The sequence below is a fragment of the Allobosea sp. 2RAB26 genome (genome assembly GCF_052115465.1).
In the GTDB taxonomy this organism is placed as follows: domain Bacteria; phylum Pseudomonadota; class Alphaproteobacteria; order Rhizobiales; family Beijerinckiaceae; genus Allobosea.
Window position 1 is genome coordinate 1 of record NZ_JBFRGS010000006.1, and the last position, 14,501, is coordinate 14,501.

16 protein-coding genes are annotated in these 14,501 nt (G+C 65.6%); 7 read left to right on the forward strand and 9 right to left on the reverse strand.

Going from position 1 to position 14,501, the window contains the following annotated elements; genetic code table 11:
- Together AB4118_RS12545 and AB4118_RS12550 are read right to left on the reverse strand one after the other, a co-directional pair.
- On the reverse strand, positions 1-368 hold a 368-nt coding region (locus tag AB4118_RS12545), incomplete at its 3' end, for an aldehyde dehydrogenase family protein (protein WP_441490043.1).
- A gap of 208 nt (positions 369-576) precedes the next feature.
- Positions 577-729: a hypothetical protein gene (locus tag AB4118_RS12550; RefSeq protein WP_441490044.1), complete on the reverse strand. Its 153-nt coding sequence runs from the start codon at positions 727-729 to the stop codon at positions 577-579.
- A gap of 213 nt (positions 730-942) precedes the next feature.
- Between AB4118_RS12550 and AB4118_RS12555 the strand changes: the two genes are divergently transcribed.
- On the forward strand, positions 943-1,431 hold the full coding sequence (locus AB4118_RS12555; protein WP_441490045.1) for a pyridoxamine 5'-phosphate oxidase family protein: 489 nt from the start codon (positions 943-945) through the stop codon (positions 1,429-1,431).
- 9 nt (positions 1,432-1,440) lie between these two features.
- Here AB4118_RS12555 and AB4118_RS12560 read toward each other — a convergent pair whose 3' ends face one another.
- The 4 genes from AB4118_RS12560 to AB4118_RS12575 all read right to left on the reverse strand — a co-directional run bounded on the left by AB4118_RS12560 (position 1,441) and on the right by AB4118_RS12575 (position 4,609).
- On the reverse strand, positions 1,441-2,109 hold the full coding sequence (locus AB4118_RS12560) for a phosphatase PAP2 family protein (RefSeq protein WP_441490046.1): 669 nt from the start codon (positions 2,107-2,109) through the stop codon (positions 1,441-1,443).
- Between the two features lie 41 nt (positions 2,110-2,150).
- On the reverse strand, positions 2,151-3,062 hold the full coding sequence (locus tag AB4118_RS12565; RefSeq protein WP_441490047.1) for a diacylglycerol/lipid kinase family protein: 912 nt from the start codon (positions 3,060-3,062) through the stop codon (positions 2,151-2,153).
- 48 nt (positions 3,063-3,110) lie between these two features.
- Positions 3,111-4,004 (reverse strand): transglutaminase-like domain-containing protein, encoded by an 894-nt coding sequence (locus AB4118_RS12570; RefSeq protein ID WP_441490048.1) that lies wholly within the window; start codon positions 4,002-4,004, stop codon positions 3,111-3,113.
- 233 nt (positions 4,005-4,237) lie between these two features.
- The gene (locus AB4118_RS12575) at positions 4,238-4,609 is read right to left on the reverse strand and encodes a PRC-barrel domain-containing protein (RefSeq protein WP_441479701.1); all 372 of its coding nucleotides are present in this window, start codon (positions 4,607-4,609) and stop codon (positions 4,238-4,240) included.
- 313 nt (positions 4,610-4,922) lie between these two features.
- Between AB4118_RS12575 and AB4118_RS12580 the strand changes: the two genes are divergently transcribed.
- Complete coding sequence (locus tag AB4118_RS12580) at positions 4,923-5,186, forward strand: glycine zipper domain-containing protein (RefSeq protein WP_069877583.1); 264 nt, start codon at positions 4,923-4,925, stop codon at positions 5,184-5,186.
- A gap of 59 nt (positions 5,187-5,245) precedes the next feature.
- Here AB4118_RS12580 and AB4118_RS12585 read toward each other — a convergent pair whose 3' ends face one another.
- Together AB4118_RS12585 and AB4118_RS12590 are read right to left on the reverse strand one after the other, a co-directional pair.
- Positions 5,246-5,995 carry a UTRA domain-containing protein gene (locus AB4118_RS12585; protein WP_441490049.1) on the reverse strand — a complete coding sequence of 250 codons (750 nt, stop codon included), beginning with the start codon at positions 5,993-5,995 and terminating at the stop codon, positions 5,246-5,248.
- Between the two features lie 17 nt (positions 5,996-6,012).
- Complete coding sequence (locus AB4118_RS12590) at positions 6,013-7,380, reverse strand: formimidoylglutamate deiminase (protein WP_441490050.1); 1,368 nt, start codon at positions 7,378-7,380, stop codon at positions 6,013-6,015.
- 100 nt (positions 7,381-7,480) lie between these two features.
- On the opposite strand from AB4118_RS12590, the gene hutI reads away from it, so the two are divergent.
- From hutI to AB4118_RS12615, 5 genes are all read left to right on the forward strand, one after another.
- On the forward strand, positions 7,481-8,704 hold the full coding sequence (hutI, locus tag AB4118_RS12595) for an imidazolonepropionase (RefSeq protein WP_441490051.1): 1,224 nt from the start codon (positions 7,481-7,483) through the stop codon (positions 8,702-8,704).
- Complete coding sequence (gene hutH, locus AB4118_RS12600; protein WP_441490052.1) at positions 8,701-10,236, forward strand: histidine ammonia-lyase; 1,536 nt, start codon at positions 8,701-8,703, stop codon at positions 10,234-10,236. The genes hutI and hutH overlap by 4 nt, the downstream gene beginning before the upstream one ends.
- Positions 10,236-11,045: an N-formylglutamate deformylase gene (gene hutG, locus AB4118_RS12605; protein WP_441490053.1), complete on the forward strand. Its 810-nt coding sequence runs from the start codon at positions 10,236-10,238 to the stop codon at positions 11,043-11,045. The genes hutH and hutG overlap by 1 nt, the downstream gene beginning before the upstream one ends.
- A gap of 62 nt (positions 11,046-11,107) precedes the next feature.
- Positions 11,108-12,775: a urocanate hydratase gene (gene hutU, locus AB4118_RS12610; protein ID WP_441490054.1), complete on the forward strand. Its 1,668-nt coding sequence runs from the start codon at positions 11,108-11,110 to the stop codon at positions 12,773-12,775.
- A 2-nt stretch (positions 12,776-12,777) separates the two neighbouring features.
- Complete coding sequence (locus tag AB4118_RS12615) at positions 12,778-13,365, forward strand: HutD/Ves family protein (protein WP_441490055.1); 588 nt, start codon at positions 12,778-12,780, stop codon at positions 13,363-13,365.
- Between the two features lie 19 nt (positions 13,366-13,384).
- On the opposite strand, the gene AB4118_RS12620 is transcribed toward AB4118_RS12615, so the two are convergent.
- A complete protein-coding gene (locus AB4118_RS12620) occupies positions 13,385-14,455 on the reverse strand; it encodes a class I SAM-dependent methyltransferase (protein WP_441490056.1) in 1,071 nt (356 codons plus the stop codon).
- Positions 14,456-14,501 lie beyond the last annotated feature (46 nt).

Below are 14,501 nucleotides of genomic sequence, written 5' to 3' on the forward strand. Positions count from 1 at the left end.
GCCTCACCGGCAAGGCGCAGGCACTCGCCGGCGAAGAAGGCGAAGATCTGGCCGGCGCGGGTCGCCTCGCCAATGCCTTCCGGCAGCGTCTTGCCCTCTTCACGGGACAGCAGGCGGCCGAGTTCCTCCTTGCGGGCGAGGATCTCGTCGGACGCCTTCTTCAGGATCTCGTAGCGCTCCTGCGGGGTCGTGCGGCTCCAGGCCGGAAACGCAGCCTTGGCAGCCGCGACGGCGTTGTTCAGGTCCTCGACCGAACCCTGGGCATATTCGCCGACAACGTCATTGGTGTTGGAGGGGTTGATGTTGCGCGAGGCGTTCGATCCGCCCACCCGTTCACCGGCGATCAGGTTCTTGAAAATCTCAGTCATCGCAGCCTCTCGACCAGTCGGAAGAATTCTCGGAGCCGGTGTTAACGCCTTTGTCAGGCGAACGCCATTCGTCCCGGTCATGGCTCACCGGCGCGTCAATCCGCATACAGTATGCAGAGAGTTTCTGTCGAGACGATCGACGCGCCGAGGCCGGTGCGAGGGGGCCGGGGCGAGAGGGCCGGGCAGCCCGATCGCGGCGGGGGAGGGCTCACTTCTCCTTGATCGACAGCCCGTTCTTTCCGACCGAGATCTGGACACCATCCGGCTGCTTCTTCTCCTCGTAGAGGGCATAGCCGGTCACGGCGAGGCCAGCGACCAGAATGGCGACGAGCAGCAGAAGCGTATTGCGGGAGGTGAACATCAGCGATCCTGTGGTCCAGACACCGCGACGGGGCGGCAGCCGGTCAACGTTTCGCGAGCGCCTGCGGTTCCACCTCATCATTCCGTGATCGGCATTGCCTCGCGGCTGAAAGGCGTGAAGAGTTCCCGGAGCCCCGGCACTGAGGAACGGACGCCTCAAAGGCGCGTTCCCCCAATGACGAGGACGGCGGCGTGCATGGAAGGAAAGGCGACAATGGTCGAGACACCGCTCCAGCAACGAATTTGGACCGCCCTCACCGATCACACGATCTGCATGGTGTCGACCATCGTCCGCGGTCGGATCAGGACCCGGCCCATGTCGGGGCATGTCGATCGTGAAGAACACCGCATCCTGTTCGTCACGCACAGCCATACCGGGCCGGTCGAAGAGCTCGATGCCTCGCAAACCGCCTCGATCGCCCTGAGCGACGAGAACCACAATTTCTATGCGACGATCGAATGCCGAGCCGAACGGCTTGATGACAACCACCTGCTCAGGAGAATCTGGAGCCCGTTGGTTGGAGCCTGGTTCCCGAACGGCCCCGACGATCCGGATGTGACCTTGCTGGCCCTGACGCCGGTCTCGGCCGAGATCTGGGACGGTCCATCGAGTGCCGTCGTGATCGCCTTCAAGCTTGCCACGGCCAAGATCCTCGGGCGGGCGCCGGATCTCGGCGTCAACACCACGATCGATATGCGCTGAACCGGCGGATTAAGGGGTGCGAGCACTGGCGGGCTCCGCCCTTGCCATGCCCTGTCCGGCAAGGGCGAGCGAAAGACTCGACCACGCGATGCCGAGGCACCAGCCGGCCAGCACGTCGCTTGGCCAATGGACGCCCAGATAGATCCGGCTCACGCCAATCAGCAGCATCAGGACCCAGGCCAGCCCGATGCTGAGCCGTGTGATATCCCGATGCCGGGACGCCAGTCCGATGAAACCGGCGATGCCGAGCAGAACAACCGCCGATAGAAAGGCATGACCGCTCGGAAAGCTCGCAGTCAAGACGATTGCACTCGGCTCGACGACATCGGGGCGCGCCCGGCCGATCCCGATCTTCAGAAGCGTGCTGACCAGCGTTGCCAGCACGACATTGACGACGAGTGCGACGGCAAGGCGCCGATAGCCGGCAAGCCAGAGAGCGAGCGCCGCGGCGAGGGTCATGAAACCAAGCCCGACGAAACTGCCGAGCCCGCTGATGTCCCGCATCATCTCGGGCAACCATTGCGGCCCGATCGGCGTGGCCGGATCCCCAGCTTGCCGGAACAGCAGGATGAGGCCGGTATCGAAGGCGAAGGTGCGGCCGGACATGATGAACAGCGCCAGGCCGAGAAAGGCGAAGGCGGCCGCCAGAGGGACAAGAATGCGGGGAGGAAGCGGCATCGAAATCCTGAATGATGGCAATCGACCGGAGGAACGTGTCTCTAGCCGTGCGCCCGGCCCGGGGGCACCCGGCAAGCGATGAGGCGCACCGCCTTTGGCAGAAGGCGATAGCGGAGCTCGCCGGCCTTGCGCTCGACCTCGCCGTCGAAGGTGATGTGACCGCGCTTCTTGTCGCGACGCGTCAGCGTGACTTCGTCACCGGTATAGGAGGTCAGGTTCTGGGACGAGCGCCAGTGCCCGGATGCGACCGACAGCGCTGCCTTGGTGCGCGAGAGAAGGCCGCCCGCATTGAGGATATGAACCTCGAAGACGCCGCCATCGAGCTTGCTGCGGCGCCATTCGGGCCCATCGAAACTATTGATGGTGACAAGAACGGCATCGGCCTCGACCTGGCGGCGCTCCTGGCCGATCCGGATGTCCACGCTGATCGCCCGGGTGAACAGGATGGAGCGCGTCGCAGCGACCGCAAAGGCGACCGCGCGGCTGAAGGGGAAGCGCCTGCGCGCATATTCACGTTCGCGGGCCATCAGGCTGAAGAAGCCCATTCCCGAGATCGAGTGGAACAGCCGGTCATTGACGCGGCCGATGTCCATCGTCACCGGCGCCCCCGTGCAGAGCGCCTCGATCTGGCCCTCCAGCGTCCCGACGAGGCCGAGATCCCGCCCAAGGATATTCACCGTCCCGAGCGGGAGAACCCCTACCGGCCGTCCGGCCTGCAGCAGGACCGGCAGCACGCCGTTGATCGTGCCGTCGCCACCGGCAATGACGGGGGTTGCCGCAGCATCGGCGATCGCCGTCGAAAGCGCATGATGCAACTCGCGCGGCGGCACGAGCCGGACCTCCGCCTTGCAATCATGAGCATGGAACGCGGCCTCGATCCTGGCCGCGAAGGCCTCGGGCCCTGCGGCCAGCACGGTTCCCGCCCGCGCATTGACGATCACGATATGGCGCATGACGCCCTGATATCATCCCATCCATGCCGGAGCCCAGGCCAAGGCATTTCACAATGCAGCGGCCCGCTCCGCGCGCCACTCAACACGGTCTTTCGTCACAATCATGGCAGTTGCCGCGTCTTCGACCTCTTCGGTCGTGACCTCGAAATGCTGAAGCGAATGGGCTCCGAAGGAATTGAGCATCGCGACGTCGGTCGCGTCACGCCCCCGGGCGATCACGATCCGGCCGATGCGGCGGGCATTGTGACGCGCATCGAAGGTGTACCAGCGACCACTGAGGAAGACCTCGAACCAGGCGTTGAAATCCATTGGGGCCGGGTCCTTCGGCACGCCGATATCGCCGAGATAGCCGTTGCAATAGCGGGCCGGGATATTGAGGCAGCGACAGAGGGTCACGGCAAGGTGGGCGAAGTCGCGGCAGACGCCGATCCGTTCCTCGAAGGCCTCCGCCGCAGTGCGCGTGTTGCGCGCATAGGCATAGCCGAAGGTCAGGTGATTATGGACGAAATCGACGACGGCTTGGACACGCTGCCAGCCCGGAGGGATCTGGCCGAAGAGCTGCCAGGCGCGATCCCCGAGCTTGTCGGTTTCGCAGTACCGGCTGCCGAGCAGATAGATCAGCACCTCGTCGGGCAGCTCGGACGGTTGCGCTTGCCGCGCCGCCGGATTGAAAGGATCGGGCTCGCCGGAATCATGGAGAAGTCCCGCTGAACTCAGCCGGATCCCGCCCGCTGGGGCGACAAGCCGGCGGCAGATATTGCCGAACGGGTCGCGATAGCGCTCGACTGGAACATGGCGACGTGGATCGACCAGGGAGACCGCGGTCATATCGTCTTGGCGGATGACATCGTGCTGACGGGAAGGATGCACATCGAGCATCGTCAACAGCGGCAATTCCTGCTGAGAGACGAGTTCGATGCGATAGCCGTAACGGATCTGCATGAGGGGCTCCTGGCAGGAACTGGGCCGTCTCAACAGGCCGGCGGGCAGTCCCACACGTGCCGGCGATGACGGAAAGGCGCTGTCAGGATGACGCGCGATCAGCGGATTGGTTCCCGAAAAAGGGAAGGAGTCGGGCCTCCAAACGGAAGATGCGGGCCTTTCGGCCCGCATCCCGCCGTCACGACGGTTCGGCTGGGGGGATAGCAACCGCCGCGACCTGCAGCCGGCGGTGCCTACATCATCCAGTAGGGCATCGTGCCGTAGTAATCATGCACGCGCTTGCCGTAATTCCTGTCGTCCCAGTCGGGCTCGCCTTCGCTGTCATACATCGGCGCCGCCTCGAGCTTCTCCTTGGTAAGAGGCACGACATAGCCACCGCGATTGGTGTCGTAGTCGAGCACACTCCAGGGAATGGGATGGTATTTCTCACCCAAGCCGAGAAAGCCGCCGAAGGACATGATGGCGTAGGCGACCTTGCCAGTCTGCTTGTCGAGCATCACGTCATAGATCTCGCCGAGATGATCGCCCGACGCATTGTAGACGCTGGTTCCGGCGACACGTGCACCGGCAATGAGCGGGTTCCCCGTGGTGGCAGTTGCGGTCATTGGAGCCTCCATTGAACGGCTACGCGGTGGCTCGCACCGCAGTCTGCCGGATCAACGCCGGGGAATTCGGAAGGTTCCGGGCAAAAGCCGAACCACTCCACTCCCTGTGGAAGACAACCCTGGGTATCTCCGCTCCACATGGCGAAGCCATAAATGGAACATTAATCCTTTGTCATGGTTGCTATGTCGCGCGATGTTGGTTGCGTCGCCCGTTACGGATCGTGTCTCGATCCTTTCGGGTGCGTTTCCATATCGAATGGAGCGGTTCGGACTGTGCATTAGGCCTGTCGATTGCATCCTGGGAGTCAAGACAATGAAGAAGCTTCTCATCCTCGTCGCGGTCGCGGCCTCGCTCGGTGCCTGCACGCAGCGCGAGCAGAATACCGGAACGGGCGCCCTGATCGGCGCTGGCACGGGTGCACTGATTGGTGGCCTCGCCACCGGCCGCGCTGGTGGCGCGCTCGCGGGCGCTGCAATCGGCGGTGCTGGCGGCGCCATCATCGGCTCGGCCACGACACCTGACCGTGTCTGCTACGGTCGCGACGAATGGGGTCGCCGCGTTCGCTATGCCTGCTGAACCGTTCAGCAGCTGAAGATGGGAAAGGCCCGCATTCGCGGGCCTTTTTCATGCGCGGCTCAGACCGCACCGTATGGGCCGAAGCGACCAATGAAGCGGTGGCGCCCGCCAGGATAGAGCAGGCGAACGGCCGTCACCGGCTGGTTCTGATTCCAGGTGCGGCGCTCGACGAGCAGGCATGGCTCGCCCTGCTCGATCTCCAGCAACCCCGACTCCCGTTCGCCCGCCGCCACCGCGCTGATCGCGTGCTCGGCCTGCGACCAGAGACTGTGCTGCAGCAACCAGTCGCCGGGAGGCGTCGTCTCGAATCGTTCGGCCGCGGCTGCGGGCACGGTCGCGAGATGAATCACCCGCTCCTCCAGCACATGAGGCTGCCCGCCACTGCGATGCAGGGTCACGAGATGGGCCACCTGTTCCGAGCGCTTCAGTTCGAAGCGTGCAGCGACTTCAGGCGAAGGCCGTGCGTCCCGCCGCGACAGAATCTCGAAGGAATAGTCCTGCCCGAGCTGCCTTACCTCGTCGGGTATCGACAGGATGTCGAGCATGGCATGGCTTGCCGGCGGGTTCGCCACGATGGTGCCGGACCGCCGGCGCCGCGTGATCAACCCTTCGCGCGCCAGCTGCACCAAGGCGCGATGCACCGTCATGCGCGAAGCGCCGAGCCGCTCCATCAGAGCGTGCTCCGGCGGCACCGCCGTTCCCGGAGGCCAGGCCCCATTCAGGACGAGATCCCGGATGGCACGGCGGATCTGATCATAGACCGGGCCCGTGCCATCCAGCTTTACAGCCTCGATCCCGTTATCCGACATGACGATCCTTCAAGGACTCAGGCAAGCAGCCGACGCATCGTCGCGGCGAATCGGCTCGCGACAGCGGCGCGTGCGACATGGCGACCTTCGCTGACAACCTGCCGCCCGCCAACCAGGACATCGCGCAAGGGTAAGGCGTTGGCAGCGAAAATCGCGCTGTCGAGCGCCGCTTCCCCACGCTTTCCAACCAAGGCTGGATGATCGGGATCGAGCGAGACGAGATCGGCGCGCTGGCCGACCGCAAGGCTTCCAATGGCACGACCACAGGCTTGGGCGCCGCCGACACAGGCCTTTGCCCAGAGTGCATGTCCCGTGGAGGCGTCGGCATCCGCCAGCAAGGCACGCCCGCGATCGCGCAGGCGCTGGGAGTATTCGAGTTGGCGCAGTTCGGCGCCGGCATCGATCTGGATGTTGGAATCGCTGCCGACACCGAAGGCCCCGCCAGCGGCCGCGTAGCGCACGCCATCGAAGATGCCGTCGCCCAGGCTCGACTCGGTGATCGGGCACAGTCCCGCGACAGCGCCGCTGCGCGCGATGGTGTCGCGCTCCGCATCCGTCAGATGGGTGGCGTGGATCAGGCACCAGCGCCTGTCCAACGCAATGCTGTCCGTCAGGAACTCGACCGGGCGACGCCCAGTGATCTTCAGGCTGTCCTCGATCTCGCGCATCTGTTCGGCGACATGGATGTGGATCGGTCCATCAGGCGCCAGGCCAAGCAGCCACTGCAGATCCTCAGGCGAGACGGCGCGCAGCGAATGCGGCGCGACGCCGAGCCGCGAATCCGGCAGAGCGCCGATCGCGACAGCGCTCGCCTCCATGAGCCGGGCAAAACTGTCGCGATTATTGATGAAGCGACGCTGGCCATGGCTCGGGGCCGCGCCGCCGAAATTGCCGAAACGATAGAGCACCGGCAGCAGGGTCAGGCCGATGCCGGTTTCCTCGGCTGCTGCCGCAACCGCCAGCGCCATCGCCGCGATATCGGCATGCGGCTGGCCGTCCTTGTCATGGTGCAGATAGTGGAACTCGGCGAGCGCGGTGAAGCCGCCCTCCAGCATTTCGACCATTGCCTGCGCCGCGATCGCCTGGACGTCGTCGGGATCAAGCCGGTCGAGGAAGCGATACATCACCTCGCGCCAGGTCCAGAACGAATCCGCCGTGGCGCCCCGCCGCTCAGACAGGCCCGCCATGCCGCGCTGGAACAGATGGCTGTGGAGGTTCGGCATGCCAGGCAGCGTCAGCCCGGCCAGGTGCAGGGCACCGGCCGGAGCAACCTCTCCCACGCTCATGGAGGTGATTGTCCCCTCCGCGATCGTGAGCGTCACGTTGTCGGCAAAGCCCTCCGGCAAGAGTGCCTGGGCGAGATGCAGGGTCGGGTATTGTGTCACGCTGGCTCCTCGCTCGATTTGCATATGCAAATGACACTTGCTAATTGCATATGCAATTGTCTAGCATAGTCGGATCGCAAACGAAGTCGAGAGGATGCGGATGGCCGCGGAACCTTCCCACTGCGACAGGATCTGGGTGAATGCCCGCCTCGCGACCATGGCGCCCGGCGCCGGCCAGCCCTATGGCGCAGTCGAAGACGGGGTCGTAGCGGCCCGCGACGGCCGCATCGTCTTTGCCGGCCCGCGCAGCGAGGCACCAACCCTGGACGCGCGCGAAACCGTCGACTGCGGCGGACGCTGGATCACACCGGGCCTGATCGATTGCCATACCCATCTCGTCTATGGCGGAGATCGGGCACATGAGTTCGAGCTCAGGCTGCAGGGCGCGAGCTATGAGGAAATCGCACGCGCCGGCGGCGGCATCCTCTCCACCGTCAAGGCCACGCGCGCTGCCAGCGAGGCCGAGCTCTTCGCCAGCGCCGACCGGCGCCTGGGCGCCTTGATCGCTGAAGGCGTCACGACCGTCGAAATCAAGTCGGGCTACGGGCTCGAACAGCAGGCCGAGCTGAAGCAGCTTGCGGTCGCACGGCAGCTCGGTCGCGAACGGCCTGTCACCGTCCGCACCACTTTCCTTGCCGCCCATGCCGTTCCGCCGGAGTTCACCGGCCGCTCCGGCGACTATGTCGACCAGATCACCGGGCCGATGCTCGACGCCGTGACCGCGCAGGATCTTGCCGACGCAGTCGACGTGTTCTGCGAGGGCATTGCCTTCTCGCCCGAGGAAACGGCCAGGGTATTTACCGCAGCCAGGGCCAAGGGGCTGCCGGTCAAGATCCATGCCGAACAGCTTTCCAATCTCGGCGGCGCCGCACTCGCGGCCGAACATGGCGCACTCTCGGCCGACCATCTCGAATATCTCGACGAGGCGGGCGTGATCGCCATGGCCCGGTCCGGAACGGTCGCCGTCATCCTGCCGGGCGCCTTCTACTTCCTGCGCGAGACGCAGAAGCCGCCGATCGACCTGCTCCGCAAGCATGGCGTTGCAATTGCGCTCGCGACCGACGCCAATCCCGGATCCTCGCCGCTGACCTCGCCGCTGCTGGTCCTCAACATGGCCTGCACGCTCTTCCGGCTGACACCCGAAGAGGCGCTGGCCGGGCTGACGCGCCATGCCGCCAAGGCGCTCGGCCTGCAGGACGAGATCGGCACGCTCGAGGCCGGCAAGCGCTGCGACCTCGCCATCTGGGAGATCGAGCGCCCCGCCGAACTCGCCTACCGCATCGGCTTCAACCCGCTTCACTCCCGCATCTGGAACGGCCAATGACCGCAACATTCTCCCTGAAGCCGGGCGAGGCCGCCCTGAAGCAATGGCGCGCCGTGATTGACGGCACCGCAGCCAAGCTGGATGGCGCAAGCGCCGCAGCGATCGCCTCCGCCCAAGCGATCGTCGACGATATCGTCGCCGCCGGAACCGTGACCTATGGCGTCAATACCGGCTTCGGCAAGCTCGCCAGCGTGCGCATCGCCGATGCCGACCTGGCAACCCTGCAGCGCAACCTGATCCTCTCCCATGCCGTCGGCACTGGCCCTGCCCTGCCGGACCGGATCGTGCGCCTGATCCTCGCCATGAAGGCCGCGAGCCTGGCGCGCGGGGCCTCCGGCGTACGCCCCGTCGTGGTCGAGGCGCTGGTCGGCGCGCTCGCCTCCGAGGCGCTTCCGGTCGTTCCCGCCAAGGGCTCGGTCGGCGCGTCCGGCGATCTTGCGCCGCTTGCCCATCTCACCGCGGCGCTGATGGGCGTCGGCGAGATCAGGCTGAAGGGCGAGACGCTTCCCGCAGGGGATGCCCTGGCCCGGATCGGCCAGAAGCCGCTCGAACTTGGGGCCAAGGAGGGTCTTGCGCTGATCAACGGCACGCAGGTCTCGACCGCGATCGCGCTGACGGCGCTCAGCGACATCGCCCGCGTCTTCGATGCGGCGCTGGTCACTGGCGCACTCTCCGTGGATGCGCTGAAGGGCTCCGACACGCCGTTCGACCCTCGCATCCAGGCGCTGCGCGGCCAGCCCGGCCAGATCCGGGTCGCGCAAACATTGCTCGCGCTGATCGCGAAGAGCGAAATCCGCGACAGCCATCGCTTCGGCGATACCAAGGTCCAGGATCCTTACTCCCTGCGCTGCCAGCCGCAGGTGATGGGGGCCGTGCGCGACCTCCTCGCCAATGCCGCCGCAACGCTTGCGATCGAGGCCAACGCGGTCACCGACAACCCGCTGGTGCTGGGGCCGGGCGAAATCGTCTCGGGCGGCAACTTCCACGCGGAGCCCGTCGCCTTTGCCGCCGACATCCTCGCCATGGGGCTGTGCGAGATCGGCAACCTGTCCGAGCGGCGCATGGCGCTGCTGGTTGACCCCGTGATGAGCGGCCTGCCTCCCTTCCTGGCCCGCGATGCCGGGCTGAACTCCGGCTTCATGATTGCGCAGGTCACGGCAGCCGCGCTGGCATCGGAGAACAAGCAGAAGGCCTATCCCGCCTCGGTCGACACGATCCCGACCTCTGCCAATCAGGAAGACCATGTCTCGATGGCGACGCATGGCGCCTATCGCCTGCTCGACATGGCCCGGAACGCGGCCAGCATCATCGGCGTCGAGCTGATGGCCGCGGCGGAAGCGATCGAGCATCATCGCCCGATGAAGACGAGCCCGCGGCTGGAGCCGGTTCTGGCCCTGGTCCGGCAGCGTATCGCGCCGCTCGACGCGGACCGCTACCTTGCCCCCGACCTTGCGGCGGCGACAGAGCTGGTGCTCAGCGGCGCGATCAGCGATGCCGCCGGGCTCGACAGCTTCGCGGAGTTCTCGGCGTGATGAGCATGAACCCTTCCGAGATCGTCAACGTCACGCAAGGCGCCGGTCCGCTGGTCCTGTCGATGCCGCATCCCGGCACTGGCTTGCCGGAGGAGGTGAAGGTGGCGCTGAACGAGACGGGTCGTTCCGTGCCCGACACCGACTGGCATATGCGCCAGCTCTATGCGTTTGCCGAGCGCTTCGCACCGACGATCGTCGAGGCCGGGCTGTCGCGCTATGTCATCGACCTCAACCGCGATCCGTCCGGCGTATCGCTCTACCCCGGACAGGCGACGACGGAACTCGTGCCGACCACGACCTTCGACGGCGAGCCGATCTGGGCAAAGGCGCCCGACGAGGCCGAGATCGCGCGCCGTCGCGCCGCCTATTTCCAGCCCTATCACGACGCACTCGCAGCCGAGATCGAACGGGCCAAGGCCGCGCATGGTTTCTGTCTGCTCTGGGACTGCCACTCCATCAAGTCGGTCATTCCACGCCTGTTCCCGGGCACGCTGCCGCTGCTCAATCTCGGCACCAATTCCGGTGCGAGCTGCGCACCTTCGGTCCAGCACGCGGCCGATGCAGCGCTTGCCGGCTCGGGCTTCAGCCATGTCAGCAATGGCCGCTTCAAGGGCGGCTGGATCACCCGGCATTACGGCCAGCCGGCGCGGGATGTGCACGCGATCCAGATGGAAATCTCGCTGAGCGGCTATCTCACCGAGGAGACGCCGCCCTGGCGCTTCGACACGCCTAGGGCCGCCCAACTGCAAACCGCCCTCTCCGCCATCATCGAAGCCGCGCTCGAAGCGGCCAGAAAGCTGAAACCCTGACCCTGATCGGGCGGAAACAACGCATTCCGCATGTCCCGATCACGGTTTGAACGGAGCCATTCATGACCCGCATCGACAATAGCCGCGTCATCCGCAGCCCCAGGGGCAGCGAGCTCTCCGCCAAGAGCTGGCTGACCGAAGCGCCGCTGCGCATGCTGATGAACAATCTCGACCCCGACGTCGCCGAGAAGCCGGGCGAGCTCGTGGTCTATGGCGGCATCGGCCGCGCTGCCCGGACCTGGGAAGATTTCGACCGGATCGTCGGCGCGCTGCGCTCGCTCGAGGCCGACGAAACGCTGCTGGTGCAGTCCGGCAAGCCCGTCGGCGTGTTCCGCACCCATGCGGATGCACCGCGCGTGCTGATCGCCAATTCGAACCTCGTGCCGGCCTACGCGAACTGGGAGCATTTTCACGAGCTCGATAAGGCGGGGCTGATGATGTACGGCCAGATGACCGCGGGGTCCTGGATCTATATCGGCACGCAGGGCATCGTTCAGGGCACTTACGAAACCTTCGTCGAGGTCGGCCGCCAGCATTATGGCGGCAGCCTCAAGGGCAAGTGGATCCTGACCGGCGGTCTCGGCGGCATGGGTGGGGCCCAGCCGCTCGCCGCGACGATGGCCGGGGCCTCGATGATCGCCATCGAGTGCAAGCCCTCCAGCATCGAGTTCCGGCTGCGCACCGGCTATCTCGACGAGAAGGCCGACAGTGTCGACGAGGCGCTGGAGATCATCAAGCGCGCCCATGCGGCCGGCAAGGCCGTCTCGGTCGGTGTGCTCGGCAATGCGGCGGAAGTCTTCCCCGACATGGTCAGGCGCGGCATCCGCCCGGATGTCGTCACCGACCAGACCTCGGCCCATGACCCTCTGAACGGCTATCTGCCGGCCGGCTGGACGCTCGAGCAGTGGGAAGAGCGCAAGGAGCGCGATCCTGCCGGTACGATCGAGGCCGCCAAGAAATCGATGGCCGTGCATGTCCGCGCCATGCTGGATTTCCAGCAGATGGGCGTGCCGACGCTCGATTACGGCAATAATATCCGCCAGATGGCGAAGGATATGGGTGTCGACAACGCCTTCGATTTCCCCGGCTTCGTTCCGGCCTATATTCGCCCGCTGTTCTGCCGCGGCGTGGGCCCGTTCCGCTGGGCTGCGCTCTCAGGCGATCCGGAGGACATCTATCGCACGGACCAGCGCGTGAAGGAGCTGATGCCGGACGATCACCATCTGCATAACTGGCTCGACATGGCGCGCGAGCGCATCAAGTTCCAGGGCCTGCCGGCACGGATCTGCTGGGTCGGCCTCGGCGACCGGCACCGGCTCGGCCTGGCCTTCAACGAGATGGTGGCCAAGGGCGAGCTCAAGGCGCCGGTGGTGATCGGCCGCGACCACCTCGATTCGGGTTCGGTCGCTTCGCCGAACCGCGAGACGGAAGCGATGAAGGACGGTTCGGACGCCGTCTCCGATTGGCCACTGCTGAACGCGCTGCTCAACACTGCCGGCGGCGCGACCTGGGTCTCGCTTCACCATGGTGGCGGCGTCGGCATGGGCTATTCGCAGCATTCGGGCGTCGTCATCGTCGCCGACGGCACCCCGGAGGCGGCAAAGCGGCTGGAGCGCGTCCTTTGGAATGACCCGGCGACCGGCGTGATGCGTCATGCCGATGCCGGCTACGAGATCGCGATCGACTGCGCCAAGGCAAAGGGCCTGAAGCTGCCGGGCATTCTCGGCTGATCATGCGCATCATCCGCGCCAGCGCGTGCCGCACCATGCCGTGGAAGAACGGCGGCGGCACCACGACGGAGATCGCAGCGCATCCGCCCGGCGCCTCGTTGGACGGCTTCGACTGGCGGATCTCCATGGCCCATGTCGGGTCGGACGGCCCCTTCTCCGTTTTTCCCGGCATCGACAGGACCTTGTCGGTGCTGACGGGCCGGGGAATCGTCCTCGCCTTCGGCGAGGGCGAAAGCAAACGCCTCGAGCGGTCCACCGAGCCCTATCCGTTCGCGGCCGACAGGCCGGTCGAGGGGCAATTGGTGGACGGGCCGATCGACGACCTCAACGTGATGACCCGCCGCGGTCGCTGGCTGCACAAGGTGACGCGCTTCAGTGGCACTGGCCCGTTCCAGCTCGACCAGACGGGAGAACTCGTGGTCCTGGTCGCTCGCTCCGATGGCTGGACGATAGCGCGGCCCCCGCACCGGGAAATCCTAGCCACCGGGGACAGTGCCCTGCTGGAATCGGTCGAAGGCGTCGTCCTGACGAATCCTCACGACTCCGGCGAGATCTTCGCGATCGTGCTGTCGGCCGCTCCGCAGATCTGACGCGCGGCCGACGCTCCGATCATGCCTCCATGTAACTGCGCGTCATCGGCAAGGTGTCGAGCCGCTTAGCGAGCTGGAGCTGGAAGACGACAAGGCCATCGTGGCGGAAACTCGCTTCCGAAGCCGCCAGATAGAACTCCCACATCCGCGCGAAGCGCTCGTCATACATGTCCACCGCCTCCTTGCGCCGAGCGAGGAATCGCTCGCGCCAGGCCTTCAGCGTCTCGGCATAGTGAAGGCGCAGCACCTCGACATCAGTGATGATCAGGCCCTCGCGTTCGATTGCCGCCGTGATTTCCGACATGGCGGGAATGTAGCCGCCGGGGAAGATGTATTTGGCGATGAAAGGGTTCGTCGCACCTGGGGGCGTGGTGCGACCGATCGTGTGAATGAGCGCAGCACCGTTATCCGTGAGCAGCTCCGCAATCTTGCGAAAATAGGCACGGTAATAGCCCACGCCGACATGCTCGAACATACCGACCGAGACGATGCGGTCGAAGGGTTCCGCTAGCATGCGGTAATCCTGGAACTGGAAATCGACCGGCAGCCCCTCGGCGGCAGCCCGCTCCTGCGCGACGGAAAGCTGCTCCCGCGAGAGGGTGATGCCCTTCACCGAGGCACCGGTCTCGCGCGCGATGCTCAAGCCCAGACCGCCCCAGCCCGACCCGATATCGAGGACGCGCTGGCCCGGCTCGATCGCCAGCTTGGCGATGATGTGGTGCTTCTTGGCCGCCTGTGCGTCCACGAGCGAAATGTCCGGGCTCGGAAAGTAGGCGCAGGAATACTGCAGGTCTTCGTCGAGGAAGAGCCGGAAGAACTCGGTCCTGAGGTCATAGTGATGGGCGACGTTGCGTCTCGCCCAAGCCAGATTGTTGTTCTGGGTGATGCGCCTGATCGCCGTGCGGAATTGCGTGAGAGGTCGCGTCCACGCGGTCAGTTCCTGTCGCGATGCGCCGGCGATCAGAATGTCGAGAAGGTCGTAGAGACTGCCACGCTCGACGACGACACGCCCGTCCATCACCGCCTCGCCAAGAGCAAGCTCTGGATTCAGCGCCAGTTTCAACTCGGTCGGCCGGTCGAGAATACGCATCGTCGGCCCAGGACTTCTCCCGGCGCCGACGGAGCGCTGGGATCCG